The 24752-nt window shown below is 68.8% G+C and carries 21 protein-coding genes and 1 tRNA gene; 7 read left to right on the forward strand and 15 right to left on the reverse strand.

What is annotated here, in order from left to right; all coding sequences use genetic code 11:
• Window positions 1–12: 12 nt before the first annotated feature.
• From C8K38_RS10680 to C8K38_RS10710, 7 genes are all read right to left on the reverse strand, one after another.
• Window positions 13–4902: an NAD-glutamate dehydrogenase gene (locus tag C8K38_RS10680; protein ID WP_097211547.1), complete on the reverse strand. Its 4890-nt coding sequence runs from the start codon at window positions 4900–4902 to the stop codon at window positions 13–15.
• A gap of 96 nt (window positions 4903–4998) precedes the next feature.
• Window positions 4999–5421 (reverse strand): acyl-CoA thioesterase, encoded by a 423-nt coding sequence (locus C8K38_RS10685; RefSeq protein ID WP_097211450.1) that lies wholly within the window; start codon window positions 5419–5421, stop codon window positions 4999–5001.
• A gap of 3 nt (window positions 5422–5424) precedes the next feature.
• Window positions 5425–7104 carry an energy-dependent translational throttle protein EttA gene (gene ettA, locus C8K38_RS10690; RefSeq protein ID WP_027499846.1) on the reverse strand — a complete coding sequence of 560 codons (1680 nt, stop codon included), beginning with the start codon at window positions 7102–7104 and terminating at the stop codon, window positions 5425–5427.
• A 111-nt stretch (window positions 7105–7215) separates the two neighbouring features.
• Entirely contained in the window at window positions 7216–8382 is a 1167-nt protein-coding gene (locus tag C8K38_RS10695) for a lipase family protein (RefSeq protein WP_097211451.1), read from the reverse strand.
• Window positions 8383–8532: 150 nt separating this feature from the next.
• On the reverse strand, window positions 8533–9660 hold the full coding sequence (locus tag C8K38_RS10700; protein ID WP_097211452.1) for an alpha/beta hydrolase family protein: 1128 nt from the start codon (window positions 9658–9660) through the stop codon (window positions 8533–8535).
• 74 nt (window positions 9661–9734) lie between these two features.
• The gene (locus C8K38_RS10705; RefSeq protein ID WP_097211453.1) at window positions 9735–10205 is read right to left on the reverse strand and encodes a single-stranded DNA-binding protein; all 471 of its coding nucleotides are present in this window, start codon (window positions 10203–10205) and stop codon (window positions 9735–9737) included.
• Window positions 10206–10368: 163 nt separating this feature from the next.
• The gene (locus C8K38_RS10710; protein ID WP_097211454.1) at window positions 10369–11022 is read right to left on the reverse strand and encodes a TetR/AcrR family transcriptional regulator; all 654 of its coding nucleotides are present in this window, start codon (window positions 11020–11022) and stop codon (window positions 10369–10371) included.
• Window positions 11023–11161: 139 nt separating this feature from the next.
• Here C8K38_RS10710 and C8K38_RS10715 point away from each other — a divergent pair, with 139 nt between their 5' ends.
• The gene (locus C8K38_RS10715; RefSeq protein ID WP_097211455.1) at window positions 11162–12118 is read left to right on the forward strand and encodes an oxygenase MpaB family protein; all 957 of its coding nucleotides are present in this window, start codon (window positions 11162–11164) and stop codon (window positions 12116–12118) included.
• A gap of 3 nt (window positions 12119–12121) precedes the next feature.
• On the opposite strand, the gene C8K38_RS10720 is transcribed toward C8K38_RS10715, so the two are convergent.
• Window positions 12122–13060 carry a serine/threonine dehydratase gene (locus tag C8K38_RS10720; protein ID WP_097211456.1) on the reverse strand — a complete coding sequence of 313 codons (939 nt, stop codon included), beginning with the start codon at window positions 13058–13060 and terminating at the stop codon, window positions 12122–12124.
• Window positions 13057–15087 carry a cytochrome c oxidase assembly protein gene (locus C8K38_RS10725; protein WP_097211457.1) on the reverse strand — a complete coding sequence of 677 codons (2031 nt, stop codon included), beginning with the start codon at window positions 15085–15087 and terminating at the stop codon, window positions 13057–13059. Before C8K38_RS10725 ends, C8K38_RS10720 begins: the two co-directional genes overlap by 4 nt.
• 122 nt (window positions 15088–15209) lie before the next feature.
• Between C8K38_RS10725 and C8K38_RS10730 the strand changes: the two genes are divergently transcribed.
• A tRNA-Arg gene (locus tag C8K38_RS10730) sits at window positions 15210–15283 on the forward strand.
• A gap of 36 nt (window positions 15284–15319) precedes the next feature.
• On the opposite strand, the gene C8K38_RS10735 is transcribed toward C8K38_RS10730, so the two are convergent.
• Together C8K38_RS10735 and C8K38_RS10740 are read right to left on the reverse strand one after the other, a co-directional pair.
• Complete coding sequence (locus C8K38_RS10735; RefSeq protein WP_097211458.1) at window positions 15320–16747, reverse strand: DUF2252 domain-containing protein; 1428 nt, start codon at window positions 16745–16747, stop codon at window positions 15320–15322.
• A gap of 121 nt (window positions 16748–16868) precedes the next feature.
• Window positions 16869–17393: a DUF1269 domain-containing protein gene (locus C8K38_RS10740; RefSeq protein WP_245220984.1), complete on the reverse strand. Its 525-nt coding sequence runs from the start codon at window positions 17391–17393 to the stop codon at window positions 16869–16871.
• Between the two features lie 481 nt (window positions 17394–17874).
• On the opposite strand from C8K38_RS10740, the gene C8K38_RS27110 reads away from it, so the two are divergent.
• From C8K38_RS27110 to C8K38_RS10750, 3 genes are all read left to right on the forward strand, one after another.
• Window positions 17875–18012, forward strand: a complete 138-nt coding sequence (locus tag C8K38_RS27110; RefSeq protein ID WP_169310513.1) for a hypothetical protein — start codon at window positions 17875–17877, stop codon at window positions 18010–18012.
• A 314-nt stretch (window positions 18013–18326) separates the two neighbouring features.
• Window positions 18327–18719 (forward strand): hypothetical protein, encoded by a 393-nt coding sequence (locus tag C8K38_RS10745; protein WP_097211459.1) that lies wholly within the window; start codon window positions 18327–18329, stop codon window positions 18717–18719.
• A gap of 183 nt (window positions 18720–18902) precedes the next feature.
• On the forward strand, window positions 18903–20039 hold the full coding sequence (locus tag C8K38_RS10750) for a N(5)-(carboxyethyl)ornithine synthase (RefSeq protein ID WP_209926845.1): 1137 nt from the start codon (window positions 18903–18905) through the stop codon (window positions 20037–20039).
• Window positions 20040–20099: 60 nt separating this feature from the next.
• Here C8K38_RS10750 and C8K38_RS27115 read toward each other — a convergent pair whose 3' ends face one another.
• From C8K38_RS27115 to C8K38_RS10765, 4 genes are all read right to left on the reverse strand, one after another.
• On the reverse strand, window positions 20100–20270 hold the full coding sequence (locus tag C8K38_RS27115) for a hypothetical protein (protein WP_179800520.1): 171 nt from the start codon (window positions 20268–20270) through the stop codon (window positions 20100–20102).
• Between the two features lie 113 nt (window positions 20271–20383).
• Window positions 20384–20635, reverse strand: coding sequence for a hypothetical protein (locus C8K38_RS10755; RefSeq protein WP_077043777.1), 252 nt, complete (start codon window positions 20633–20635; stop codon window positions 20384–20386).
• A 14-nt stretch (window positions 20636–20649) separates the two neighbouring features.
• Window positions 20650–21822, reverse strand: coding sequence for a fatty acid desaturase family protein (locus tag C8K38_RS10760; protein ID WP_097211461.1), 1173 nt, complete (start codon window positions 21820–21822; stop codon window positions 20650–20652).
• 25 nt (window positions 21823–21847) lie between these two features.
• A complete protein-coding gene (locus C8K38_RS10765) occupies window positions 21848–22903 on the reverse strand; it encodes a ferredoxin reductase (protein ID WP_218840967.1) in 1056 nt (351 codons plus the stop codon).
• A gap of 192 nt (window positions 22904–23095) precedes the next feature.
• Between C8K38_RS10765 and C8K38_RS10770 the strand changes: the two genes are divergently transcribed.
• Both C8K38_RS10770 and C8K38_RS10775 read left to right on the forward strand, forming a co-directional pair.
• Entirely contained in the window at window positions 23096–23713 is a 618-nt protein-coding gene (locus C8K38_RS10770) for a TetR family transcriptional regulator (protein ID WP_097211462.1), read from the forward strand.
• Window positions 23714–23760: 47 nt separating this feature from the next.
• Complete coding sequence (locus C8K38_RS10775; protein WP_097211463.1) at window positions 23761–24687, forward strand: LysR family transcriptional regulator; 927 nt, start codon at window positions 23761–23763, stop codon at window positions 24685–24687.
• Window positions 24688–24752: the final 65 nt, after the last annotated feature.

Consider the following 24752-nt stretch of genomic DNA (forward strand, 5'->3'; position numbering starts at 1 on the left):
GATCCCTTCCGATCAGGTGCCCGCTCCGCGCACCATGCTGCGAACCTGACGCGCCGCCACCGAGAGCGTCGCGAGGTCAAGCGTCCCAGACTCCGCGATCTCGCCGAGCGCTGCCCTGGCCCTACTCAGCCGGGACGAGTTCGACGACTCCCAATCCAGGATCTTCTCCTCGGGCGTCTCGTCCGGTTCCCCACCCGCGAGTACGTCGAGGGTGAGCGAGCGCAGCGAGCTGTACAGGTCGTCGCGCAACGCGAGCCTGGCCAGCGAATGCCACCGGTCGCCGCGCTCGAGACCCGAGATGGCGGTGAGGAATCCGTCGATCCCGAGGCGCTCGTCGAGCGCGTAGTAGAGCTCACCGACCTCCTCGACCTCGCGATCGCTGATGTCCGAGATGTCGATGATGTCGAGCGAGGGGAACCCGTCGAGCAGGCCGTACACCCGCCGCGCGAGCGGCTCGGGGCAGCCGTGCTCGACCACGTGGGACATCCGGGTGGCGAGGTCGGTGACGTGATGTCCGCGCAGCCAGTTCGGGAGTTTCGGGGTCATCGCGCGGACCCGCGCGGCGTACCTGTTGATCTCCGCGCCCACCGCGACCGGCTGCGGACGGTTCGACAGCAGCCACCGCGCCGCCCGGTCGAGCATCCGGCGCGATTCCAGTGTCAGCTCGTCGGCCACCATCGAATCGATGGGCGCCTCGCGGATGTCGCTCCACACCGTGCGCAGGTCGAAGATCTCGGTCGCCGCGGTGAAGGCCCTGATGGAGTCGGTACTGCTCGCGCCGGCCTCCTCGGCGAGCCGGTACGCGAAGCTGATCCCGCCGAAGTCGATGGCCTCGTTGGCCAGGATGGTGGCCACGATCTGGCGGCGCAGGCGATGTGACTTGATCTGCCCGGCGAACCGCTCGCGCAGCGGCCGAGGGAAGTACCTGGGCAGCCGCACCGCGTAGGTGTCGCTGTCGGGCAGCTCGCTGGCCAGCAGATCGTCCTTGAGCGCGAGCTTGACGTGTGCGAGCAGGGTGGCCAGCTCCGGAGAGGTGAGGCCGGTGCCCTCCTGCAGTCGCTCCTCGATCTCCACGGGTCCGGGCAGGGCCTCGATCTCCCGGTCCAGCCCGCGACGGGCCTCGAGCGCGGCGAGCTGGCGCGCATGCACCCCCAGCATCGCCGGGGCGTCGGCGCGTGAGGTGCCCATCAGGTCGTTCTGGTCGATGTTGTCCCGCAACACCAGCCGCGACACCTCGTCGGTCATCGAGGCGAGCAGGCCGTTGCGCTCGGCCCCCGGCAACGCCCCGCCGCTGACCGCGGTGTCCAGCAGGATCTTGATGTTGACCTCGTGGTCGGAACAGTCGACGCCCGCCGAGTTGTCCATGGCATCGGTATTGATGCGGCCACCCGCGAGGTCGTACTCGATCCGGCCGCGCTGCGTCACCCCGAGATTGCCGCCCTCACCGATCACCCTGGCGCGCAACTCGTTCCCGTTGACCCGCACCGGATCGTTCGATTTGTCGCCGACGTCCGCATGGGTCTCCGTGGTGGCCTTGATGTAGGTTCCGATCCCGCCGTTCCAGAGCAGGTCGACCGGCGCGCGCAGGATCGCCCGCACCAGCTCCGGCGGCGACAACTCGGTGACGTCCTCGTCGAGGCCGAGCGCCGCCCGCGCCTGGGCGGTCAGCGGCACCGACTTGCGCGAGCGGTCCCACACCCCGCCGCCCGCACTGATGAGAGCCGGGTCGTAGTCCGCCCACGAGGAACGCGGCAGTGCGAAGAGCCGTTCCCGTTCGAGGAAGGACCTCGAGGCGTCCGGATCGGGGTCGAGGAAGATGTGCCGGTGGTCGAAGGCCGCGACCAACCGGATGTGCGGGCTGAGGAGCATCCCGTTCCCGAACACGTCGCCGCTCATGTCGCCGATGCCCGCGACGGTGAAGTCCTCCGTCTGGGTGTCGATCCCCATCTCACGGAAGTGTCGGCGCACACTCACCCAGGCGCCCTTGGCCGTGATCCCCATGGCCTTGTGGTCGTAGCCGACCGAGCCTCCAGACGCGAAGGCGTCGCCTAGCCAGAAGCCGTACCGCGCCGCCACGTCGTTGGCGAGGTCGGAGAACTGGGCGGTGCCCTTGTCCGCAGCGACGACGAGATAGGTGTCGTCGCCGTCTCGGCGCACCACCCGGTCCGGCGGAAGCACCACCCCGGTCGCGGGTTCGACGTTGTCGGTGACGTCGAGCAGGCCGGAGACGAACAACCGGTAGCAGGCCTGTCCCTCCGCGAGGAGCGCCTGCCGGTCCACCACCGGGTCCCCGGTCGCCGCGGGCGCCCTCTTGACCACGAATCCGCCCTTCGCGCCGACCGGCACGATCACGGCATTCTTCACCGCCTGCGCCTTGACCAGGCCGAGGATCTCCGTCCGGAAGTCCTCCCGGCGGTCCGACCAGCGCAACCCGCCACGGGCCACCGGACCGAATCGCAGGTGCACGCCCTCCACCCGCGGCGAGTAGGCGAACACCTCGAAACGCGGTCGCGGTTTCGGTAATTCGGCGATCTGCTGGGGGTTGAGTTTGAACACCAGGATTTCGCGGTGATCGCCTGCCTCGTCGGTCACGTAGTAGTTCGTCCGCAGCGTGGCCAGGACGAGTCCCAGCATCCCGCGCAGGATCCGATCGGCATCGAGGCTGACCACCTCGTTGATCCGGTCGCGCAGCTCGGCAGCGAGCTCCTCCGCACGCTGCGCCGAGGCCCGGTCGGGATCGAAGATCGACCGGAACAACTCGACCAGCAGCCCGGTCGTCTGACCGTGCTCGATCAGCACTCCCTCGATGTGGAACTGGCTGTACGGAAATCCCGCCTGGCGCAGGTACTTCGAGTACGCGCGCAGGACGGTGGCCTGCCGCCACTCGAGCCCGGCCCGCAGCACCAGCTCGTTGAACCGGTCGGGTTCGGACCGGTCGTACCAGACGGCGGTGAAGGCGTCGGTGAACCGGTGTTGGAGGGCGAGCGCCCTCGTCGACTCGATGGCCCGATCCGCCTCGTCCAGCTCCGAGTCCAGGTTCTCCCCGACCGTCGCATCGACCAGTTCGGGAGCCGCGGACAGCCCGAAATCGTAGATCCAGCACGGCAGCCCGTCCGGACGAACCACCCGGTACGGCCGCTCGTCGAGCACCTCGACTCCGAGGCTCTGCAGCACCGGCAGCACCTGGCTGAGCGAGACCCCGGCACCGCTGATGTACAGCGTGAAACGCCACTGACCCGGTCGGGCGTCCTTGTGCCGGTACAGCTTCAGATCGATCGCCTCGCCGGCCAGCGCCTCCAGTCGCACGATGTCCCTGACCGCTCGCGCGGCGTCGAAGTCCTGCTTGTATGCCTCGGGGAACGCCGCGGCGAAGCGCTGCGCGGTCACCGAGGTCACCGACGGATCCGCCGCGACGGCGTCCAGGAGGTCGTCCTCCCACGCCCTGGTCGCCGCCGCCAGCATCGACTCGATCCGGTCGCGGTCACCTGCCGAGAGCTGAGCCGACGACGGGGGCACGTCCGGCCCCTTGTGGATGGTGAAGTGCACCATCGCAAGATCCGATTCGGTGACCCTCGCGCTGTACTCCAGCATCCCCCCGCCCAGTTCCCGCAGCAGAATCGACTGCATCGCCAAGCGAACCCGCGTGGTGTAACGGTCGCGGGGCAGGTAGACGAGCGCAGACGTGAACCCGCCGAACTGGTCGTCCCGGAGGAACAGCCGGACCCGCCTCCGCATGCCGATTGCCAGCACGGAAGTGATGGTCTCGTACAGGGTCTCGGTGTCACTGGAGAACAGCTCGGTACGGGGGAAGGACTGGATGACCTCGAGCATCCGCTGGCCGGAGAACGAACCGATGTCGAATCCGGCCCGTTCGATCACCGTGCGCGCGCGTCGCTCGATCACCGGGATGTCGAGCACGTTCTCGTGCAGCGCGGTCACCGTGAACACGCCGACGAACCGGTGCTCGCCGGTGATCGCGCCGTCGCCGTCGAGGCCGGTGACGGAGACGAAGAACGGGTACACCGATCGGTGCACCGTGGCGGGCGCCGCCCCCTGCGCGAGCAGCAGGATGGGCCGGTCGACACTGAATTCGGGTGCGGGCAGGTCGATTCGGTGATCGGCCACCGATCCCGCACCGAGCACCCCCAGCCCACTCTCGGGCACGATGTGGGCGAGCGGCCGCCCGTGTTCGCCGGGATCGCGGAACTCGTACCGCCGGTAGCCGAGGGTCATGAAATGCCCCTCGGACATCCAGCGCAGCAGTGCGGCGGTGTCCCTGATGTCGACCGCCCAGTATCCCTGCGGTTCGCGGTCCGCGAGCGCATCCAGATGCTCGGCGAGCACCAACTGGCCATAGCGCATCGCGTCCGCATCGGCGACCACCTGCCGCACATCCGACAGCACGTCACGGACCGCGGCGCCTGCCTCGGCGAGCGTGTCCGGGTCGGTGGTCGGATGCAGCAGGACGAGCATCCAGGACTCGGTGAGCATTCCGGCTCCGGCCGCCGTGCCGTTGACGAGCACATCGAGGAGGCCGCCGTCCGGATCGCGCCGGACCTGGAAGACCGGATGGATCAGCTCGGTGACCGTGATACCGAGGCGGGCGAGCAGCGCCATGACCGACTCGACCAGCAAGGGCATGTCATCGGTGACGATCTGCACGGCGGGCTGGCCGGGCAGCGGCTCGAGCACCCGCGATACCGCGTGGCCGGCAGGGCGGCGCGAGGCCAGTTCGAGGTGGGTGCCGAACACCCTTTCGGCGTCGGCGCTCGGGCGACCGGGCGACCCCGCCCAGTCGATGTTCCGGAAGTACACATCGCGGACCGCGTCGAGGCGGGAGACGAGGTCCGAGGGCAGGCCCATCGTGGCCCCGTGGTCGAAGCGATCGGCTGATCTGGTCATCTCGCGGCCCACTCCCCTGGTCGAACTGACGTGACGGGTGTGCACGTCTGAGCCTAACCGTGGGGAGCGGGACGAGAGGTGAACTGACGGCGCCCTCTAGCGCACCGTTTCCGTGATCGCATACTCCGACAGCACCGATCGCTCGAGTTCCGTGAGCGGAACCGACGTTTCGGTCTTCACGTCGAACCGCACCATCACCGCGTCCGCGACGCCACAGGTGACCCCGTGGACGTCGCGGAACAGGTGGCGGACGCCGAACGAGGAGTTCCCGACCGCGAGGACGGACACCTCAACGGTGACCGGGCCCGACTCGTCGGTGATGGGCTTGAGGAACTCGATCTCCACCTTGCGCACCACCATCGCCGACGGACGCACGCCCGCCGGGAAGACGCGCTCGCGGAAAAACTTGACCCGCGCTTCCTGCGCGTACTCGAGGAAGAGCGTGTTGTTCACGTGGCCGAGGCGATCGGAATCGCCCCAGCGCACCTGAACCTCACAGGTGAAGACCTTGTTCGGCACGTCCTAGCCCCGGGTGAGCTTGCGGTGGGTGACGCGGTGCGGCCGGGCCGCGTCGGCACCGAGCCGCGCGACCTTGTTCTCCTCGTACGCCTCGAAGTTGCCCTCGAACCAGTACCAGGCCGCCTCGTTGTCGCCGAAGGCGCCTTCCCAGGCCAGGATGTGCGTGCAGGTCCGGTCCAGGAACCAGCGGTCGTGCGAGATCACCACGGCGCAGCCGGGGAATTCCTGCAGCGCGTTCTCGAGCGAGCTGAGGGTCTCGACGTCGAGGTCGTTGGTCGGCTCATCGAGCAGGATCAGGTTGCCGCCCTCCTTGAGGGTCAGCGCCAGGTTCAGCCGGTTGCGCTCACCACCGGAGAGCACGCCCGCGGGCTTCTGCTGATCCGGGCCCTTGAACCCGAAGGCGCTCACGTATGCGCGCGAGGGCATCTCGTTCTGGCCGACCTCGATGAAGTCGAGTCCGTCGGAGACCGTCTCCCAGACCGTCTTGGTCGGGTCGATGTTGGCCCGCGTCTGGTCGACGTAGCTGAGCTTGACCGTCTCGCCGACCTTGACGGTGCCCGAGTCCGGCTCCTCGAGCCCGACGATGGTCTTGAACAGCGTGGTCTTACCGACGCCGTTGGGACCGATCACGCCGACGATGCCGTTACGGGGCAGCGTGAAGGACAGGTCCTTGATCAGCAGCCGGCCGTCGAAGCCCTTGTCGAGGTTCTCGACCTCCACCACGACATTGCCCAGGCGCGGAGGGGTCGGGATCTGGATTTCCTCGAAGTCGAGCTTGCGGTGCTTCTCCGCCTCCGCGACCATCTCGTCGTAGCGGTCGAGGCGGGCCTTGCTCTTGGCCTGGCGGGCCTTCGCGCCGGAACGGACCCAGGCGAGCTCCTCCTTGAGGCGCTTCTGCAGCTTCTGGTCCTTCTTGCCCTGGACCTCGAGTCGCGCGGCCTTCTGCTCCAGGTAGGTGGAGTAGTTGCCCTCGTACGGGTAGAGCCGGCCGCGGTCGACCTCACAGATCCACTGCGCGACGTGATCGAGGAAGTACCGGTCGTGGGTGACGGCGAGGATGGCGCCCGGGTAGGCGGCCAGGTGCTGCTCGAGCCACAGCACGGACTCGGCGTCGAGGTGGTTGGTGGGCTCATCGAGCAGCAGCAGGTCGGGCTTGCTCAGCAGCAGCTTGCACAGCGCGACGCGGCGCTTCTCACCGCCGGAGAGATGGGTGACGGGCTCGTCGGCCGGCGGGCAGCGCAGCGCGTCCATCGCCTGCTCGAGCTGGGAATCGATCTCCCAGGCGTCGGCGTGGTCGAGCTTCTCCTGGAGCTCGCCCATCTCCTCCATGAGCTCGTCGGAGTAGTCGGTGGCCATCAGCTCGGCGATCTCGTTGTAGCGCTTGAGCTGCACCATCGTCTCGCCGAGGCCCTCCTCGACGTTCTCGCGCACCGTCTTGGTCTCGTCGAGGTGCGGCTCCTGCATCAGGATGCCGACGGTCGCGCCCGGCGCGAGGAACGCCTCGCCGTTGCCCGGCTGGTCGAGTCCGGCCATGATCTTGAGGATGGAGGACTTACCCGCGCCGTTCGGACCGACGACACCGATCTTCGCGCCCGGGTAGAAGCTCATCGTGACGTCATCGAGGATGACCTTGTCGCCGTGCGCCTTGCGCACCTTTTTCATCGTGTAAATGAACTCCGCCATGGCGACCAGAGTATCGGGACACCAGGCGACTCCCCAATCCACACAGGCCTTGGGCCCGATCTGCGGCGGGCCACGACCGATTCACGGCCCGCCGCAGGTCAGATCAGGGGTTCAGGCGGTCCCGAACAGCGACCGGATGAAGGCGGTCGTATCGGGCAACGCCTCCATCACCGACGCCCCGTGACCGCCCGAGTAGGACCTGAAGGTGACGGGCTCGCCTGCCAGTTGCAGATCGAGTGCGAGCTTCGCACCGAGCGGATACGGAACCGTCCGGTCGCCGGTGCCGTGCCCGATGAACACGGGCCGGTCGTAGCCGGCTGTGGGGACCGCGAGGTAATCACGCATGGCCGAGCGGAACATCTCGTTGTCGAGCGGCTTGCTGAGCATCTCTCCGACACCGAAGGTTCCGGCATGCTTCTGGAGGGGGACGAAGCACATGGTCTCGGCGGTCTCGACCAACTCGCGACCGGCCGGGCTGAGGTAGTCGCCGATCGGCAGATCCGGTCGGGCCGCCTTCATCCCGTTGACCACGTACGCCGCGAAGGAGGTCAGCCCGTTGAGGCCGAGATTGGGGAAGCCGGGACCGCCCAGTGGGAAGAGCAACTCGAGGTTCGCGGGGGTCCCTGTGGCGACCGCGCCGCGGTAGTCCAGCTCCGGCGCGTACTTCGTCGCCTCGTGCGCAGCGAACATGGCGGCATGCCCGCCCTGCGAATGCCCGATGGCCACCCAGGCGGTCGAGAGTTCAGGCGTCACCTCGCGGGCCGCCCGGACCATGTCGATGACCGAACGGCCCTCGCTTCGCCCGTGCAGGTAGGCATGGGTTCCCTCGGTGCCGAGCCCCACGTAGTCGGTGGCGACCACGGCGTAGCCCTGCGCCAGCCACGCCGAGACGTAGTCGCGGGTGAGCGCGGTGACGTCGAACCCGAGCGCGGGCGCGCAATCGTCGCCGACGCCCGTGGTGCCGTGTGCCCAGGACACCACCGGCCAGCCGCCTGCGGGCGCCGTTCCCTTCGGCAAGTAGACCGCTCCGGTGCTGAGGGCCGGCGCGCCCGTCGGACCCTCGGTCCAGTACGTGAGTTGGCGCGATCCACTCGCTGCCGCGCCGACCTCCGCGCCCACCGGAAGGGCCTTGTCGGCCACCACCGTGCCCGGTTCGCCGACCGGATCCGCCGCGGCCTGCCCGGCCGCCGGCACGGCCAGTGCGAGCACCGCCAGCACTGCTACGCCTGCGCGCAGGCCGAGGCGATGCCCAGCAGCGCGACCGAATTCGAACTCCATCGTGTTCCCCCACCCTCGGTTGGTTGTGTGTGCGGTCCCCCGCGACGGGCTCCGGACTCGGTGCAGCGTAGAACTCCGGCGCGGTCGCTACCCGCAAAACAGGACACTCGTCCAGTCACCGGTCGCCGATGCCTTGTTGCGAGCGGCCGGTCATCGGATCAGCGGCTCGACGAACGCGATGGAGTCCGCCGACGAGGCCCCGAGACTCTCGCCGTGCCCGGCACCCGGGTACGCGACGAACCGCGCGTCCGCCCCGGCGAGTTGAAGATCCGCGACCAGCTTCAGCGTCAGCACGATCGGCACCACGATGTCGTTGGTGCCGTGCCCGATGAACAGCGGCCGGTCGTAGCCACCGGTCGGCACGCCCAGATAGTCGGCGAGCGCCGATCGGATCTCGTCGCCGCCGAGCGACCGCGAGAACAGCTCACCCACCTGCACTCCCGCGACCTGGGGAGCCAGCTCGGGTGAGCAGAGGCGCTCCGCCAGCCCCGCCAGTTCCCGTCCGCGCGGCGACAGGTAGCTGTCGAGGTCCAGGTCGGGTCGAGCCGACCGCAACCCGACGATGGCGAACAGGGAGAACGTCGTCAGCCCACGCAGGCCGAGATTGGGGAAACCCGGACCGCCGAACGGAAACAGCTGTTCGAGGTTCGACGGCGCACCGATCGCGACCGCGCCTCGGTAGTCCAGGTCCGGCGCGTACGTCGTCGCCTCATGGGCTGTGTGCAGGGCCGCGTGCCCACCCTGCGAGAGCCCGATCACCACCCACCGCGGCGAGACCCCCGTGTCGATCGTCCGGGCCGCCCGCACCATGTCGATGACGCTGTGCGCCGCGGCCTTGCCGTCGAGGTACGGCAGCACGCCGGGCGTCCCGAGACCGATGTAGTCCGTCGCCACCACCGCGTACCCCCGCGCCAACCAGTCCTGGAGGTAGGCGGACTCGATGGCCTGCGGCCCGGTCATCGAGGGCGCGCACTGATCGGACACCCCGATCGTTCCGTGCGCATAGGACACCACCGGCCAGCCACCCTCGGGGGCCGGCCCCGGCGGCAGATACACCGCCCCTGTGCTGGTGGCGGGGGCACCCCAATGGTCGGCGGTGGCGTAGGTGAGGCGGTACGCCCGCCCGGTCCCGGGTATCCAGAGTTCTCTCGGCATGTCCTGCACCGCGATGACCGATCCGGGTGGTGCGGGCGCCGCCGCGGAGGTGCCGGATCCGACCGACACAGCGGTCATCGCGGCGACGATCAGGACCACGACCAACAGCCTCAGGCGTGCCATGCGAGCCGCCCCCTCACCTGACGGGAAGACTCCTCAGCCTATGCCGCCGCCGTGACCGAAATGCCCGTTATCGGTCAGCTCGCCCGGAGCGCCGGATCGAGGCCTGCCCCCGCGAGGCCCCCTGGATCGCGTTCCGACTCCCCGGCCCCCGGGTCCGCATCCGGGTCGACGGACTGCGACGCCTTGGGCGCACGGTCGAGCCTGGCTCGGCAGCGAGCCAGGTCGGGGCCGACCGCGCTGGCGCGCATCTCCAGGTCGGCGCGGTCCACCCCGTCCTTTGTCGTGTACTCGTTGGTTCGCAGCTGCCCACAGGCGATCACCGGATCCCCCTTCATCAGCGAGGCGCCGACGCCCGCCACCAGCCGCCGCCAGCAGGTCACCGTCAGGTAGAGGGTGCCGCCGTCGGTCCACTCCCCGGTCGAGCGGTCCTGACGCCTGGTGTTGCTCGCCATCCGAAAGCTGAGCACCTCCTCCCCCGAGTTCGTCGGCCGCTTGACCGGATTGGTGATCACGGTGCCGACCACCGCCGTGTGCGTCTCGTACATGTCGTTCCCCCTTGGCATCCGTGGGCCACGCGGCCCCTCGATGCCAGCGTCCCCCGTCGGGTCGCCGGATTGTGGCCGCGGACGAATCTGTGGATGAACGGATGGGGCGTCCACAGACCCGCGAAAACGGCCACGCGGGAACACAGTTCGTCTCACCGGTGTGCTAGCGGGTGGACCGACCCGAGGTGATCGTGGCGGCCAGCGCCCCCGCGTAGGTGACGAGGCGCTCACTCGAATAGGTGACGGGATCACTGACCGCGAGCCTGCCGAGCATCTCGGCGAACGAGAGCATCGTGTGGGCCAGCAGCACCGGGTCAAGACCGGCCAGTCCGGGCTCCAGCGCGATCCCCATCCTGGCCAGTTCCTCCGCCTTCACCAGCACCGCCGCCCTGGAGGCGCGGAGGTGTTCCTGATACTCGGCCGGCGCCTGGTCGGGCGCGGTCAGGATCAAGCGCCACCGGGTGGGGTTCGCCACCACGACGCGCACGAACGAGGACACCGTTCCGGCGTAGGCCGCGGCCGGACCCAGCGCGCTGAGGTCGGTCGGTATCGCGGCCATCACCTGCTCGATCGCGCGCCGGTGTTCGCGCTCGAGCAGGGCCGCGACCAGCTCCGCACGGGTACGGAACACGTTGTAGAGCACCGGTTTCCCGACGCCGGCCTCCGCCGCGACGGCCTCCATGTTCAGCTCGTGCAGGCCCGACCGCCCGGTCACCGCCACCGCGGCGTCGAGCACCTGGTCACGGCGTTGCTCCGGTGGCAGTCGCGGCGCGTACTTGCGTCGCGGGCGCTCGTCCGCCGTCTGCGCTCTCGTCATCGATCCACCTCCGCGTCCACCTTAGAGATCGCCGCTCGCGGCCAGTCCCCGCCGGGGCCAATGCTACGCAACCGTTGTATTCACCGACAGCAATTGCTACGGTCGCGTTGCATTCACGAACCGCGCCGGAGGAGACACGATGAGCGAACCCCGCATGTTGGCCGACCGAGGCTGGCCGTTCGATCCCGCACGCAGGCGCGAGGACAACGGATTCTTCGGGCCGGGATCGCCGACGTGGAAGGTCTGGACCAACCCGACCGCACTGGTCGGGTTTCAGCGCTCGGTCACCCTGGAGCACTTCGACCCCTTCCTGACCGCCGCGGTCGCCGACGCCAAGGGGATCTACCTGGACCCGAGGGGGCGTCTCGACGGCACCCTCTCCTACTTCCTGATCGTGGCGGTCGGCGACGCCCGGTCGGCGATCGAGACGTCCGAGCTGCTGATGCGGGTGCACGCGAAGGCAACCGGGATCGAGCCGATCAGCGGGCAGCGGTACAGCGCCAACAGCCCCGACAGCCAGCTGTGGATCCACGTCACCGGCTGGCACTCGGTCCTCAAGTGCTACGAGATGTTCGGTCCCGGACCGCTGAGTCCGGACGAGGAGGCCCGGTACTGGGCCGAGTGCGCCGTCGCCGCCGAACTGCAGACCTGCAAGCCCGCGGACATCCCGCGCTCGCGCGCCGAGGTGCACGAGTACTTTTCCGCCGTGCGCCCTCGGTTGTGCACCTCCGAACGGGCCATCGAGGGCATGCACTACCTGCTGCGCACCCGCTTCGGGAAGGACCGGCTCGCCCTGTGGGCGATGAGTCGGCTGATGGCGCCCGCGACGATCGCCACCCTGCCGGGGTGGATGCGGGAGCTGGGCGACTTCGATCAGCCCGCCGTGATCGACCGGGTGGTCACGCCGCTCACCCGGGCCGCCGTGCGCTCCACGAGCAATCCGCGAACCGAACTGGCCGTGGTCAAGCGCCTGCTCCCGGCGACCCATTCGGTCCTCGACCAGCATTTCAACGGGGCGCCGCCAGTGCGTGCGGAGACCGTCACCCCGTCGGCGGCCCGTGAGCGCTACGGGGCTCGGGCGGGGCGGCCCGCGTAGCGGCTAGCCCGTGGGCAGCGTCGTCGGGTCCGTGTTGGCGCCACAGATCACGGCGGCGACCCGCTCCCCCGCGGCCGGCGTGTAGGCGCCGCTGAGCAGGGCGGCGATCGGCGCGGCCGCCGCATGCTCGACCGCCAGCCGGAACTCGCGCCACAGCAGGTTTCGTGCCTCGTCGATCGCCTCGTCCTCGACCAGCACCGAGCCGATCCCGGCCCGGCGGGCGACATCCATGGCGATGTCACCGAGTCGGGTCGCACCGAGCGCGTCGGCCGCGATGCTGTCCACCCCCACGTCCACCGGGAAACCGGCGGCGAGCGCGGAGCTGAGGGTCGGTGCGCCGCTCGGCTCCACCCCGACGACGGATTTCTCCCCCGCGAGCGCGGCGGCGATCCCCGCGACGAGTCCGCCGCCACCGACCGCGACCAGTACCGTGTCGGTCTCCGGCGCCTCCTCGGCCAGCTCGAGACCGATTACCCCCGCGCCCGCGACCACATCGGGCAGGTCGTAGGCGTGCAACTGCTGGGCGCCGCGCTGCGCGGCGATGGCCGACGCCCGGAGGTAGGCGTCGACGTATCGCTCGCCGTCGAGCACGACCTCGGCGCCGAGCGCGCGCAGCCGATCCACCTTCACCGCGGGCGCCGAGGCCGGAAGGACAACCGTGCACGCGATCCCCAACATCCCGGCCGCCGTGGCGGCCGCGATCCCGGCGTTACCGCCGGACGCGATCACCACCGGCGAATCACGTTGCGCGCCATCCCGGTTCAGCATGGCGTTGAGGCTGCCGCGGATCTTGAACGAACCGCCGAGCTGCAGTTGCTCGAGTTTGAGCGCGACCGGGATGTCCCCGCCCGGCGTCGGCAGGACCACCAGGAGCACCGGGGTCCGCCGAACCCGGGGACCCACCCGCTCCCGCGCGGCGAGCACCTCCTCGCGAGTGGTCACTGGCCGGCTTCGTGGTCGCGCCGCGCCAGCTCCGCGAACATGGCGTTGTGCGCCGCGAGCTCGGCGTCGTCATCACGGTCGGCCGCACGATCGACCCGCTTGGCCGTCTTCTCGTCGCTGCGCGACCACTGCACCAGCAGCGCCAGCATCACCAGCACGAGCGGGATCTCGCCGGTGGCCCAGGCGATGCCGCCACCCAGCCGCTGATCACCGATGAGGTCCGCGTTCCAGTCCAGACCGAGCGCCCGGTAGAACCAGCCACCCATCACCTCGCCCATGCTCATCAGCGCGATGCCGAAGAAGGCATGGAACGGCAACGACCCGAACACCATCGCCAGCTTGGTGATCGGCTGCAGGGTGCGCGGCGCCGGGTCGATGCCGATCACCACCCAGTAGAAGAGGTAGCCGCTCAGGATGAAGTGCACGTTCATCAGCAGGTGCGCGCCGTGCGAGTCGAGCGTCGCGCCGAAGATGCCGCCGAGGTACAGGGCGTAGAAGCCGCCGACGAAGAGCACCGAGGCCACCAGCGGGTGGGTCAGGAAACGGGACACGGGGCTGTGCAGCGCGGCCAGCAGCCACTCGCGCGGACCGGGTACCCCCTTGGGCCCTGCCGGGGACAACGCCCGCAGCGCCAGGGTCATCGGGCCGCCGAGCACCAGCAGCACCGGCGCGAGCATCGACAGCGCCATGTGCGCACCCATGTGCACGCTGAACACCGCGGGCGAGTACCTGCCCAGGCCCGACGAGGTGGCGACCAGGAGCGTCGCGCAGCCGAGCACCCAGGCGATGGTGCGGCCAACCGGCCACGTGTCCCCGCGCTTGCGGAGCCGCCGGACGCCGAGCAGGTACACCACCGCCATGATGATCGCCGCGGTGCCGAAGATGAGGTCGAAGCGCCAGTCGAACGCGAGCTTCGCGAACGTCGGCGGGCCGTCCAGGTTGTAGCCCAACTGCACCTCGGTCGGGGTCGGGTTGATGTTCTCCGCGGGGGGCGGTGTCCGGCCGAGGCCGACGGCGATGCCGATGGTCGCGGCGAAGATGATCGCCTCGCCGCCGGCGAAGCGGATCAGCGGGCCACGGGCCGTCGGGTCGGCGGCCAGCGCGGGCAGCGCACTGCGCCGTTGCAGGTATCCGAACACGCCCAGGACCACCAGCGCGACGGTCTTGGCCACGAGCAGCCAGCCGTAGGTACTGGTGAACAGCTCGCTCAGCGGCAGCCGCACCAGTCCGTTGAGGACACCGGAGATCGCCATCACGACGAACGCGACCGTGGCGACGTTCGAGAACCGGCGCGTCGCGACGTCGGTGTACGCGCCCCGCCTGCGCGCGTGCGCGAGCAGCGCGAACAACCCGCCCGCCCACAATGCCGCGGCGACGAGGTGCCAGATCAGGCTGTTGGTGGCCAGGTCGTGCGATCCACCGGAGGAGGAGTGCCCGGTCAGCGCGAGCGGCATCAGGGTGGCGACGCCGAGCAGCAGCAACGCCGGGGTCCAGGACCAGCGCAGCACCAGTCGCGTGCCCACCGCGAGCAGCACCGCGAGGATCGCGGTCGATCGCCACGCGCCCGCGAGCTCGATCTGCGGGATCGCCTTCCAGAGGTTGGCGGGTTGGATGGCCGCGCTCAGCGGCTGACCGGAGGTGTCCGAGACGGTCAGCGGCACCAGGACCAGCGCGCAGGCCGCCCAGACGATCGCGGCGTTCGACGCGGTGCGCACCGCCCGGTAGCCGTCGACGTCGAGCACCCCGCTGCGCTGCGGCGGCACCAGGAACGCGGCGAGCAGCAGCGACCCGATCGCGAGGACGGCGGCGACCTCACCGGCGGCCTTGACCGCAGGCAGTCCGTAGGTGGTGAGCGGACCCGGGTCGGGGATGCCGAGCAACACCAGCGCGTCCGAGGCGGACAGCCCGACGATGATCGCCGCGACCAGCCCCGCGATGATCCCGAGCGTGACGAAGATCGGTACCGAGTTCTCCCCCGCCCTTCGGATCGGCGACGGGGCGGAGGGGGCGAGCTCGGGTGATGCCATGCCCACAAGGGTAGGAGGCGCGCGCCTGTCGGGTTCGTCCAGGTTCGCCGACCCGTAAGCGAACCTATCGAATATTGGTCATGGTTACCGGTAGACTCCGGACCCGATCCTTCGCGGATCACGCCTCCGTAGCTCAGTTGGATAGAGCAAGAGCCTTCTAATCTCTAGGTCGCAGGTTCGATTCCTGCCGGGGGCGCTCACGTGTGCAGAGAAGCGGCGCTCCGGCCGCGGTTCACTCCCGGTGCGCGGTGATCCGCCCGTCGGCGATCGCATCGAGCAGCGCGGCGTGGTCGCGGGCGTTCTGGTCGGCGTAGGTCTCGGCGAATTCCGTCAGCGCCTTGTCGAAGTCGTCGTCCGAACCGAGGTACCCGGCGATGGCGAACCGGTCGCCCGCGCGGGCATGCGCGAACGCGAGAACGCGGGCGCAGAGCCGGCCGTAGAGGGCCATCAGGTCGGCGGACATGGTCTCGATGACCGCTGAGCCCTTGCCGTCGCGCAGTTGCCGGACGTAATAGTCCCGGACGGTCCCGTTCACGTCGGGCCCCTGCTGCCAGCCCAGGAGGATGTCGCTGGCGCTCTGGATCACCCGCTGTCCGGACACGACGCGTTCGCCCTGGTTCGCATAGGACGGACCCTCCAGGTATCTGGAAAGCACCGACGGCGCCGCCTCCTTGGCCTGCAGGAACAGCGGGTCGCCGCCGGGGCCGACGAGAAGGATGATCCAGGCCCTGGTGCCGACGCTGCCGACGCCGACGACCTTTCGTGCGGTCTGGACGTATTCGAATCGGTCGAACAGGACACGTCGGGCGGGTTCGAGGGTGTCGCGATACTCACGTAGTCGCTGGATCATCTCGCGGTCGATCCGCTCGGCTTCGGTGTCGCTGAGGATCTCCTCGATGGGGACGATCAGCGGCGGTGCGCTCACGATCCGCGGTTGCCCGTTTTCCGTCGTGGTCAGTTTGGACAGCGCCTGCATGCTGTCGCGACCCCAGGATTTGCGGATCGTCTTCTGGACACGCTTGCGGGTCGAGGAGTCCAGGACCTCGCGGAGCTCGTCCAGCTGCGCGGTCGCGTCGATGTGGGCGTAGCAGACCGCCAGCTCGCCGCGATTGGCCTGGTAGGTCATCGTTTCGCGGTACTCGGCCGCGCACGCGCGGGCGATCCGTTTGCGCTGTTTGCCGGTGAACCCGTTGTCGAGACCGGCGACGGCGAGGCTCGCGACGAGCCTCTTGAGATCCCATTCGAATGGTCCGGGATAGGTTTCGTCGAAGTCGTTGAGGTCGAAGGCGAGTTCGCGTTCCGGTGTCGCGAAGAGTCCGAAGTTGCTCAGGTGGGCGTCCCCGCAGAGCTGGGTGTACAGACCCGTCGTCGGGGCGTGTGCGAGGTCGTGGGCCATCACCAGCGCGGCGCCTCGGTAGAACGCGAACGGCGAGTCGGCCATCCGCCCGTACCGGATGGGGAGGAGCTCCTGGACCCGGGTGGAGGCCTGGGACTCGAGCAGGCCGATCGCGTCACGGTCGGCGGTCGGACCGTGTTCGGCGATGGCGCCGAACGGGATCCGGCGCCGAACCTTTTCCCCGTGTTCGAAGCTGGCCGCCCGGGTCGGGCGGCCGACCGCACCGGCGGGTCGCAGGTCGGAGAGAGTGTCCAGTTCTGTCATGGTTTGCTCCCTTGAATGGCTGTCGTCCGCGGGTGTGGCCTGGGTTGCAGCCTGCGCGGCCACGGCGGCGGGCGCCTCCCCCGATGAGGGTGATCTGCCCGACCGCCGGACCGTGAAGTTCTCAGCTCTTGGTCGCCTCGTCGATCTCCTTGCTGACCTGCTCGGCGTCCGCCTCGAGCTGCTTCTTCGTCACCTTGGCTGCTCGTTTGAGCGCCTTCTCGACCCGCGCCTCGACATCCGTCGCCGCGATGACGATCAGCCCGCTGTCCCCCTCGTCGAGCAGCTCACCCACCTCCTTGAGGTCGGAGCGGCTCATCCCGGCCGCGACGTGCCCGCCGAGCGCCCCGAGACCGGCGCCGCCTGCGCCGCCGAGCAACAGCCCTGCCCCGAGCCCGACGGCGGGGAACAGGGCCACCAGCGCTCCCCCGACCAGGCCGATGCCGAGTCCTCCCCAGGCACCCTGCCGGGTCGGCTGCTCATGCTTCTTGACGATCTTGACCTTGCCCTTGTCCGTCCGGGTGATGACGGCCGCGTCGTAGGTGTCGACCAGGTGGAGCTCGACGTAGAGGTCGTGGATGGCGTCGTAGTCGGCGATCGCGGCATCCTCCGAGTCGTAGACCGCCGCGAGCAGAGCGAATGTATCCATGGCCATGGGTTCCTCCAGAGGGTTGTGTCCGGCAATGGGTCGTCGTCCGGCTTCCAGCCTCGCCACCCGCGGCGCGGGTGGCATCCCCCAAAACGGGTGACCACGAAGCGTGGCGTCCCGCCGCCGACGCAAACGGCCAAAATCGGTGGCGAATTCCTGCAACATTGAACCAAGACCCGGCGATATACAGGGTTGAGGTGAGTCCCCATGACGGACAGTTATGCCGCACGGCGCGCCGAAGCGGGTGGTGGACCAGACCGCGGGCATTTCGCGGTGGCCACCTGCCGCTCGCCACCGCCGCTGCGCACGCGCGTTCCCTGATCGCGCCCAAGGATTCCGGATCGCCCCGCGCGGTCGACGGAAGTCAGATAGGCGTTGCCGTCCTCACGAGCGGTGGGCGGGAATTGCTCGACTGGTGCGCCTCGCGTTCAGTTGCGACCACACCGCTCACCCGTGAAATACCCATGAAGGTGGCAAGAAGATGGACCTCGAAATGCTCGAGAAGCTGATCGATCTCATGAGCAAAGTGATGGACATGATGGGCGGCATGCAAGGCGGCGGAGGCGGAGGCGCCGGGCCCCTGGGCAGCCTCGGCGGGGGCGGCAGCCTCGGGTCGTGATCGAGCGCCCATGAAGGAAAGGCTCTCGGCCCACTCGGCCGGGGGCCTTTTCTCGTCACAGTTGCCTGGTGACCGCGGACGGGGGTCGCGATCTCTTCTGTTCCAGTCGTGGACAAGCGATCACCGCGCTAGTGTTTTTACCTGACTCTTGGCGACTCCGTGGAGGTGCGCTATGGAAGTGGCCGCACCGTACGGCGCGATCCGAGCTCTCATTCCTGCGCGAAGTCCGTCGCCCCCAGCCGCCGACACGACCTGCCGACTCTACGGCGACTGAATTGGATCATGGCCATCCAAACCAGTATTGGAGTCCTGCAATGAATCCGACCAAATCTCTTGCCGCGTCTGCGCTCATCGTCGTCGCCCTCGGCGCCGGAGCGGGAACCGCCTACGCCCAGCCCGCGGTGGCCCCGCCCCCGGGCGCCGAAGCCGTCTCTGACGCGATCTGGCCCGACAATCCCACCAAGCAGTCCGCCTTCGATGCATTCGCCACCGAGGTCGCCGTCGGTTGGGGGAACGGCGGCGCACAGGGCGCACTGATCGGGCTGGGCGTCGGTGCGGGCGTCGGGTGCCTGTCGATCTTCCCCAACTTCATCGCCGGGTGCATCGTGGGCGGCGTGATCGGCGCCGGCGTCGGCGCCGTCAACGGGATCAAGGATTCCAATCCGAAGGTGATGCCGGCCTTCGACAAGCTCCTGGCGACCCCCTGAGATCGGGGCGCGGCGATTCGCGGTGCCGATCCGGCACCGCGGGGTCTTGCCCATCTGTGCCGGACGACGCGCAAGGTGCCCTAGACTCCGATCGGACGCCATCGCACAATCGTTCGAAGTCACGCCGCCCGTGGCCCACGGCCTGCAATAGGCAGGCATCACCAGTTAAGGGCGCACTTGAACATGCTCCGTCTCGGAATCACGTCGAACTCACACAAGGAAAACGAGCACCGGCTCCCGATCCACCCCCTGCACCTCGAGCGAATCGACGCGGGGCTCCGCGAGCACATCTACCTCGAGCGCGGGTACGGCGCACACTTCGGGATCCCTGATGAACAGCTGGCCCCGCTCGTCGCGGGCCTGCTGTCGCGGGAGCAGCTCATCGCGACCTGTGACGTCGTCCTGATCGCCAAGCCACTCGCGGAGGATCTCGCGCAGCTGCGGGAGGGCCAGGTGCTGTGGGGCTGGCCGCACTGCGTCCAAGACGCGGCGGTCACCCAGCTCGCCATCGACCGGCGGCTGACCCTTATCGCCTTCGAGGCTATGAACCACTGGACGGCCGACGGTTCGCTCAGCCTGCACGTCTTCCACAAGAACAACGAGCTGGCCGGCTACTGCTCGGTGCTCCACGCCATGCAGATCGCCGGATCGACCGGCGACTACGGTCGCCGCCTGCGGGCCGCAGTGATCGGCTTCGGCGCGACCGCCAGGGGCGCGGTCACCGCGCTGAGCGCGCACGGCGTCCACGACGTCGAGGTGCTCACCGTCCGCGGGATCAGCGCGGTCGGCGCGCCCATCCACTCCGCCCGGATGGTGCAGTTCGATCACGACGACGCCGACCCGCGCCGCAGCCACGCCCACACCGAACGCGGTCGCGTGCCGGTGGCCGGATTCCTCGCCGAGCACGACATCATCGTCAACTGCGTCCTGCAGGACACCGACGCGCCGCTGACCTTCCTCGCCGACGAGGACCTCGATTCACTCGCACCGGGCACGCTGATCGTCGACGTATCCTGCGACGAGGGAATGGGATTCAGCTGGGCGCGGCCGACGTCGTTCGAGGAGCCCACCTTCGAGGTCGGCAACAACGTCGTCTACTACGGCGTTGACCACAGCCCGTCCTACCTGTGGAACTCCGCCACCTGGGAGATCAGCGAAGCGCTACTCCCCTATCTCGCGACCGTGCTCGGCGGACCCGCGGCCTGGGATGCCGACACGACCATCCGGCGGTCCATCGAGATCCGTGACGGGATCGTCCAGAATCCCAGCATCCTGTCATTCCAGGAGCGCTCACCGGATTATCCGCACGTCCGGCTCTGACGATGACGTGGTCCGCGCCGACGGCAGTCGGCGCGGACCCACGCTCCCAATCGGCGCGTCCTACTTCGTCGCGCCCTTGCGCACCACCGTGAGCTTGTGCAGCCGCGAGGAGATCCGCTTCTCGTCGCTGCCCCGCAGCAGGGCGATTCCGGAGCGGATCTCCTCCACCGCCCAGGTGCCGGCAGTATCCGAAATATGCACCAGGTCGCCGACCTGAACTGCCTCACTCATCGCCGTTCTCCGCATCCACTACTCCAGGCGGGCACGTGGAACCGTCCCGCCGATCATCATCAGCTGGGTCAATTATCACGCGCCGGGCGCGGGGTGTCGCAGACGGGCGGCGACTACTTGTCTGCGGGGCCCTCGCCGCCGTCCGTCTCGCCCTCCACGACGTCCGGTTCCTCATCGGCGGCGTCCGCCTGCGCCCGCTTCGACGCCTCGCGCATCTCGATGCCGTCGGTGATCCAGTCGCCGATCTCGCGGGTCACGTCCCGGACCGCGCCCGCGATGATCATCGCGATCTTGCCGACGTGCGTGGCCCCGGACTCCGTCAGCTCCTGCACGGTGTCCTTGCGTCGCTCGAACTTGCTCACCATGGACGCGTCACCTCTCACGCTGTGGCCTTCTGACGTTCGACGATAACACCGGGAGCGGACTCGGAGCCGGTCAGGAACGGCGGCAACGCGAGCTTGAAGATCTTGCCCCACACCGATCCGATCTGCTTGAAGAAGCCGCCGGTGTTGTACGGCAGACCGTGCTTCTCGCACAGCGCCCGCACGTGCGGCGCCATCTCGGGATAACGGTGCGCCGGGATGTCGGGGAACAGGTGGTGCTCGATCTGGTGCGAGAGGTTGCCGGACATGATGTGGAACAGCGGGCTGCCCTCGATGTTCGCGCTGCCGAGCATCTGGCGCACGTACCACTGCCCCTGCGTCTCCTCCGCGGTCTCCTCCTCACTGAAGGTCTGCACTCCCGTCGGGAAGTGCCCGCAGAAGATGATCGAGTAGGTCCACAGGTTCCGGACCAGGTTGGCGCCGGCGTTGCCGAGCAGGGTGGTCACGAACAGCGGGCCGGTCAGGGCCGGGAACACGACGTAGTCCTTGAGGACCTGGCGACCGGCCTTGCGCCACATGCCCTGCAGCAGCGGCTTGACGTCGTGCCACTTGCGCTTGCCCTTGACGATGTTCTCGGTCTCGAGGTCGTGCAGCATCACGCCCCACTCGAAGAAGACCATGAGCGCGAACGCGTAGACCGGGTTGCCCAGGTAGTACGGATTCCACTTCTGGGCCTCGTCCATCCGCAGGATGCCGTAGCCGATGTCGCGGTCGCGGCCGACGATGTTGGTGTAGGTGTGGTGCATGTAGTTGTGCGAGTGCCGCCACTGGTCCGCGGGGCACACCGTGTCCCATTCGAAGACCCGCGAGTTCAGGCCCGGTTCACGCATCCAGTCGTACTGGCCGTGCATGACGTTGTGGCCGATCTCCATGTTGTCGAGGATCTTCGAGATGCCGAGGGCACCGACGGCGGCGAGCCAGAACGGCGGCAGGAACCCGAGGTACATCAGGCCGCGGCCGGCGACCTCGAATCCACGCTGGGCCTTGATGATCTTGTAGATGTACTCACGGTCCTGCTCGCCGAGATCGGCGACGATCCGGGCGCGTAGCTCGTCGAGTTCGCGTCCGATCTCCTCGACCTGCTCGTAGCTGAGCACGATCGGGGCGGTGGTCTCTTCGTTCTTCGCGCCGCCGAGGAACGGCAGCGTCGGGATGGACAGTCCGAGCATGGGAGTTCTCCTTGGTCGAAGGTGATCAGATGTCGACGGAGACGTCGCCGACGGCCGCCGAGATGCACAGCTGGATCGGCTGGTCGGGGTCGGAGTCGGTCTCGCCGGTACGCAGGTTCCTGGTGCAGCCGGAGGTCTTGACCGCGGTGCAGGAGAAGCAGATCCCCATCCGGCACCCGTACTCGGGAGACAGACCGGCGGCCTCCGCCTGTTCGAGCAGGCTCGCGCCCGAGTTCTGGGCGGTCACCCCGGACGAGCTGAATGTGAGCAGGCCGGTGGCGTCCTCGTCGGCGGCGACCGGGGCGGTGAACTCCTCGGTGTGCAGCCGCTCGACCAGCCCGATCCGGACGTAGTGCTCGCGGACCCCCCGCATCAGCCCTGGCGGGCCGCACAGGTACGTCTGGGCCTCGCCATGCCAGGGCGCCGCGGCCTCGAGGTGCTCGCGACCGAAGAAGCCGTGCAGGTCGCCGCCCTCCGACTGGCCGGTGTAGGCCAACACCACCCGCACGTTGTCGCGACCCGCCACCAGCTGGGCCAGCTCGTCGCGGTGGGCAACGTCCCGCTCGGCGTCGGCGTAGTGCAGGAAGGTGATCTCGCCGTCGTGCCCCTCGTCCAGGAGTGTGCGCAGCATCGACAGCACCGGCGTGATGCCGCTGCCACCGCTGATGAGCAGGATCTTGTCGGGCCTGCGAGCGGGCATCCGGAAAACCCCGTCGGCCTGCGACAGGCTCACCACCAGCCCGGGGTGGGCGTTGGCGTGCAGGTACTGCGACACCAGGCCCTGTGGGTGCGCCTTGACGGTGAGCTCGATGCGGCCGTCCGAACGGTGCTGCGAGCAGGCGGGCGAATAGCACCGCGTGTGCCGGACACCGTCGATCACGACCCCGATCTGGACGAACTGACCGGCCTCGAAGCCCCGCCACTGCCGGGTGGGGCGCAGCGTGAGGGTGACGGTGTCGGCGGTCGTTCGGCGCACCTCGGTGACCTCGGCCCGCAGGTCGCGCACGGTCGCCATCGGGTTCACGAGCTCGAGGTAGCGGTCGATCTGGTGCGGGGTCGCCATCGCCTCGAAGAGCGACATCAGCGAGAGCCGGCGGATTCCGGTTCGGGTCTGCAAGGTCACCACGGCCTCCTGTTTGAGAGTTTCAGTGAACACTCGTACACAAACAAGTGTGTCAGGAAGTACCAGGTAGGTGTCAACCCCAAGGGCAATGTGACGCCGATTACAGACCGGTCGTACACAGAACAAGTGAACACACATACACTGATTGCCGTGACCGAACCGGAGAGCAGGGCCGAACGCAAGGAGCGCACAAGGACGGCGCTTCTCGACGGAGCGCTCGAGCTGCTGGAGGACCGCAGTTTCGCGAACCTGAGCCTGCGCGAGGTCGCGCGGTCGGCCGGGATCGTCCCGACCGCGTTCTATCGACACTTCGCCTCGATGGACGACCTCGGCGTCGCCCTGGTCGAGGACAGCATGCGAATGCTGCGCCGGATGCTGCGCGAGGCCCGCCGCGGCCCGAGCGCCAAGGACGCGGGGGCGTCGCTGGAGATCCTGCTGCGGCAGGTACACGCGCACGAGGGCCAGTTCCGGTTCCTCAGCCGCGAACGCTACGGCGGGGTCGCCGAGGTGCGCCGGGCCATAGCCTCCGAATTACGTTTGTTCGCAAGCGAACTCACCATCGACCTGTCCCGGGTTCCTGGCCTGTCTGAGTGGGAGGTCGAGGACCTCGAGATGGCCGCTGATCTGATCGTCAACACGATGATGTCCACCGTCGTCAACGTCCTCGAGGTCGATCAGCGCGACGAGCGCGAGGTGATCGCGCGCGCCGAGCGCCAGCTGCGCCTCATCATGATCGGGATGGGCGGCTGGCGGTCCGGGCCGCGGTAGACACTTCCGACCAGTCATTTCGGCACCGGGGCGTGGTCGAATAGGCCATGCAGTTCCGCCAGCTCGAGTACTTCGTTGCGCTCGCCCGGGAGCGACACTTCGCTCGCGCCGCGAGCGCCTGCTTCGTATCCCAGCCGGCGCTGTCGGAGGCGATCCGCAAGCTCGAGCACGAACTGAAGGTTCCGCTGGTCCGACGCGGGCGCGCCTTCGAGGGCCTCACACCCGAGGGCGAACGGCTGGTGCCGTGGGCCCGACGCATCCTGGCCGACCACGATCTGCTCAAACAGGAGGTCGCGGCGCTGCAGACCGACCTCACCGGCGAGCTGCGGCTCGGGGTGATCCCGGCGGCGTCGACCACCGTCGCACTGCTCACCGATCCGTTCTGCGCGGAGCACCCACTCGTCCGCGTCCAGGTCGAGTCGAGCCTGCGGTCGGCCGAGATCATCGAGCGAATCCGCCGATTCGAACTGGACGCCGGGATCGTCTATCCGGACGGTCAGGACACCGCCGACCTTCTCGTCACCCCGCTGTACGAGGAGAGGCACGTACTCGTCGTCGGCAGTGAACTGCTCACCGGCCGATCGGACACCATCGGTTGGCCGGACGCGCTGGAACTACCGATGTGCCTGCTGAACAAGGGCATGCACGGCCGCCAGCTCATCGACGATGCGTTGGCCACACTCGATCTGGCCGCGACTCCGCAGCTCGAAACCGACTCCGCCCTGACGCTTCTCGCCCACGTCGGCAGCGGCCGTTGGGCGAGCATCATCCCGCAGACCTGGCTCCGTAGCCTGGCCCCGGCCGCGGGCACGCGCGTGCTGCAACCGGACGGCCCGTCGGTCACCGCCCGGGTGGCGCTCGTCATCGCCGCGGCCGCGCCCGGCTCGGTACTGACCCGCGCCCTGATCCGGACCGCGCAGGCCGCCGGCATCGATGCCGCGCTGCGGGCGCCGTCCGAGCCTGCGGCCGACTGACACCCTCCGCTCGATCGGCCGCGCCTATCGAACGTTCGGAAACATGTCTTGGACATCCGCGGCGC

It is taken from the genome of Rhodococcus sp. OK611, from assembly GCF_003050885.1.
Taxonomy (GTDB): domain Bacteria; phylum Actinomycetota; class Actinomycetes; order Mycobacteriales; family Mycobacteriaceae; genus Rhodococcus_G; species Rhodococcus_G oryzae.

Coding starts and splice junctions, on each gene's coding strand:
- C8K38_RS10680 (WP_097211547.1), bottom strand. CDS start 4,902: ATGACCAGATCAGCCGATCGCTTCGACCACGGGGCCACGATGGGCCTG.
- ettA (WP_027499846.1), bottom strand. CDS start 7,104: ATGGCGGAGTTCATTTACACGATGAAAAAGGTGCGCAAGGCGCACGGC.
- C8K38_RS10695 (WP_097211451.1), bottom strand. CDS start 8,382: ATGGAGTTCGAATTCGGTCGCGCTGCTGGGCATCGCCTCGGCCTGCGC.
- C8K38_RS10700 (WP_097211452.1), bottom strand. CDS start 9,660: ATGGCACGCCTGAGGCTGTTGGTCGTGGTCCTGATCGTCGCCGCGATG.
- C8K38_RS10705 (WP_097211453.1), bottom strand. CDS start 10,205: ATGTACGAGACGCACACGGCGGTGGTCGGCACCGTGATCACCAATCCG.
- C8K38_RS10710 (WP_097211454.1), bottom strand. CDS start 11,022: ATGACGAGAGCGCAGACGGCGGACGAGCGCCCGCGACGCAAGTACGCG.
- C8K38_RS10715 (WP_097211455.1), top strand. CDS start 11,162: ATGAGCGAACCCCGCATGTTGGCCGACCGAGGCTGGCCGTTCGATCCC.
- C8K38_RS10725 (WP_097211457.1), bottom strand. CDS start 15,087: ATGGCATCACCCGAGCTCGCCCCCTCCGCCCCGTCGCCGATCCGAAGG.
- C8K38_RS10735 (WP_097211458.1), bottom strand. CDS start 16,747: ATGACAGAACTGGACACTCTCTCCGACCTGCGACCCGCCGGTGCGGTC.
- C8K38_RS10740 (WP_245220984.1), bottom strand. CDS start 17,393: ATGGATACATTCGCTCTGCTCGCGGCGGTCTACGACTCGGAGGATGCC.
- C8K38_RS27110 (WP_169310513.1), top strand. CDS start 17,875: ATGGACCTCGAAATGCTCGAGAAGCTGATCGATCTCATGAGCAAAGTG.
- C8K38_RS10745 (WP_097211459.1), top strand. CDS start 18,327: ATGAATCCGACCAAATCTCTTGCCGCGTCTGCGCTCATCGTCGTCGCC.
- C8K38_RS10750 (WP_209926845.1), top strand. CDS start 18,903: ATGCTCCGTCTCGGAATCACGTCGAACTCACACAAGGAAAACGAGCAC.
- C8K38_RS27115 (WP_179800520.1), bottom strand. CDS start 20,270: ATGAGTGAGGCAGTTCAGGTCGGCGACCTGGTGCATATTTCGGATACT.
- C8K38_RS10755 (WP_077043777.1), bottom strand. CDS start 20,635: ATGGTGAGCAAGTTCGAGCGACGCAAGGACACCGTGCAGGAGCTGACG.
- C8K38_RS10760 (WP_097211461.1), bottom strand. CDS start 21,822: ATGCTCGGACTGTCCATCCCGACGCTGCCGTTCCTCGGCGGCGCGAAG.
- C8K38_RS10765 (WP_218840967.1), bottom strand. CDS start 22,903: ATGTCGCTCTTCGAGGCGATGGCGACCCCGCACCAGATCGACCGCTAC.
- C8K38_RS10775 (WP_097211463.1), top strand. CDS start 23,761: ATGCAGTTCCGCCAGCTCGAGTACTTCGTTGCGCTCGCCCGGGAGCGA.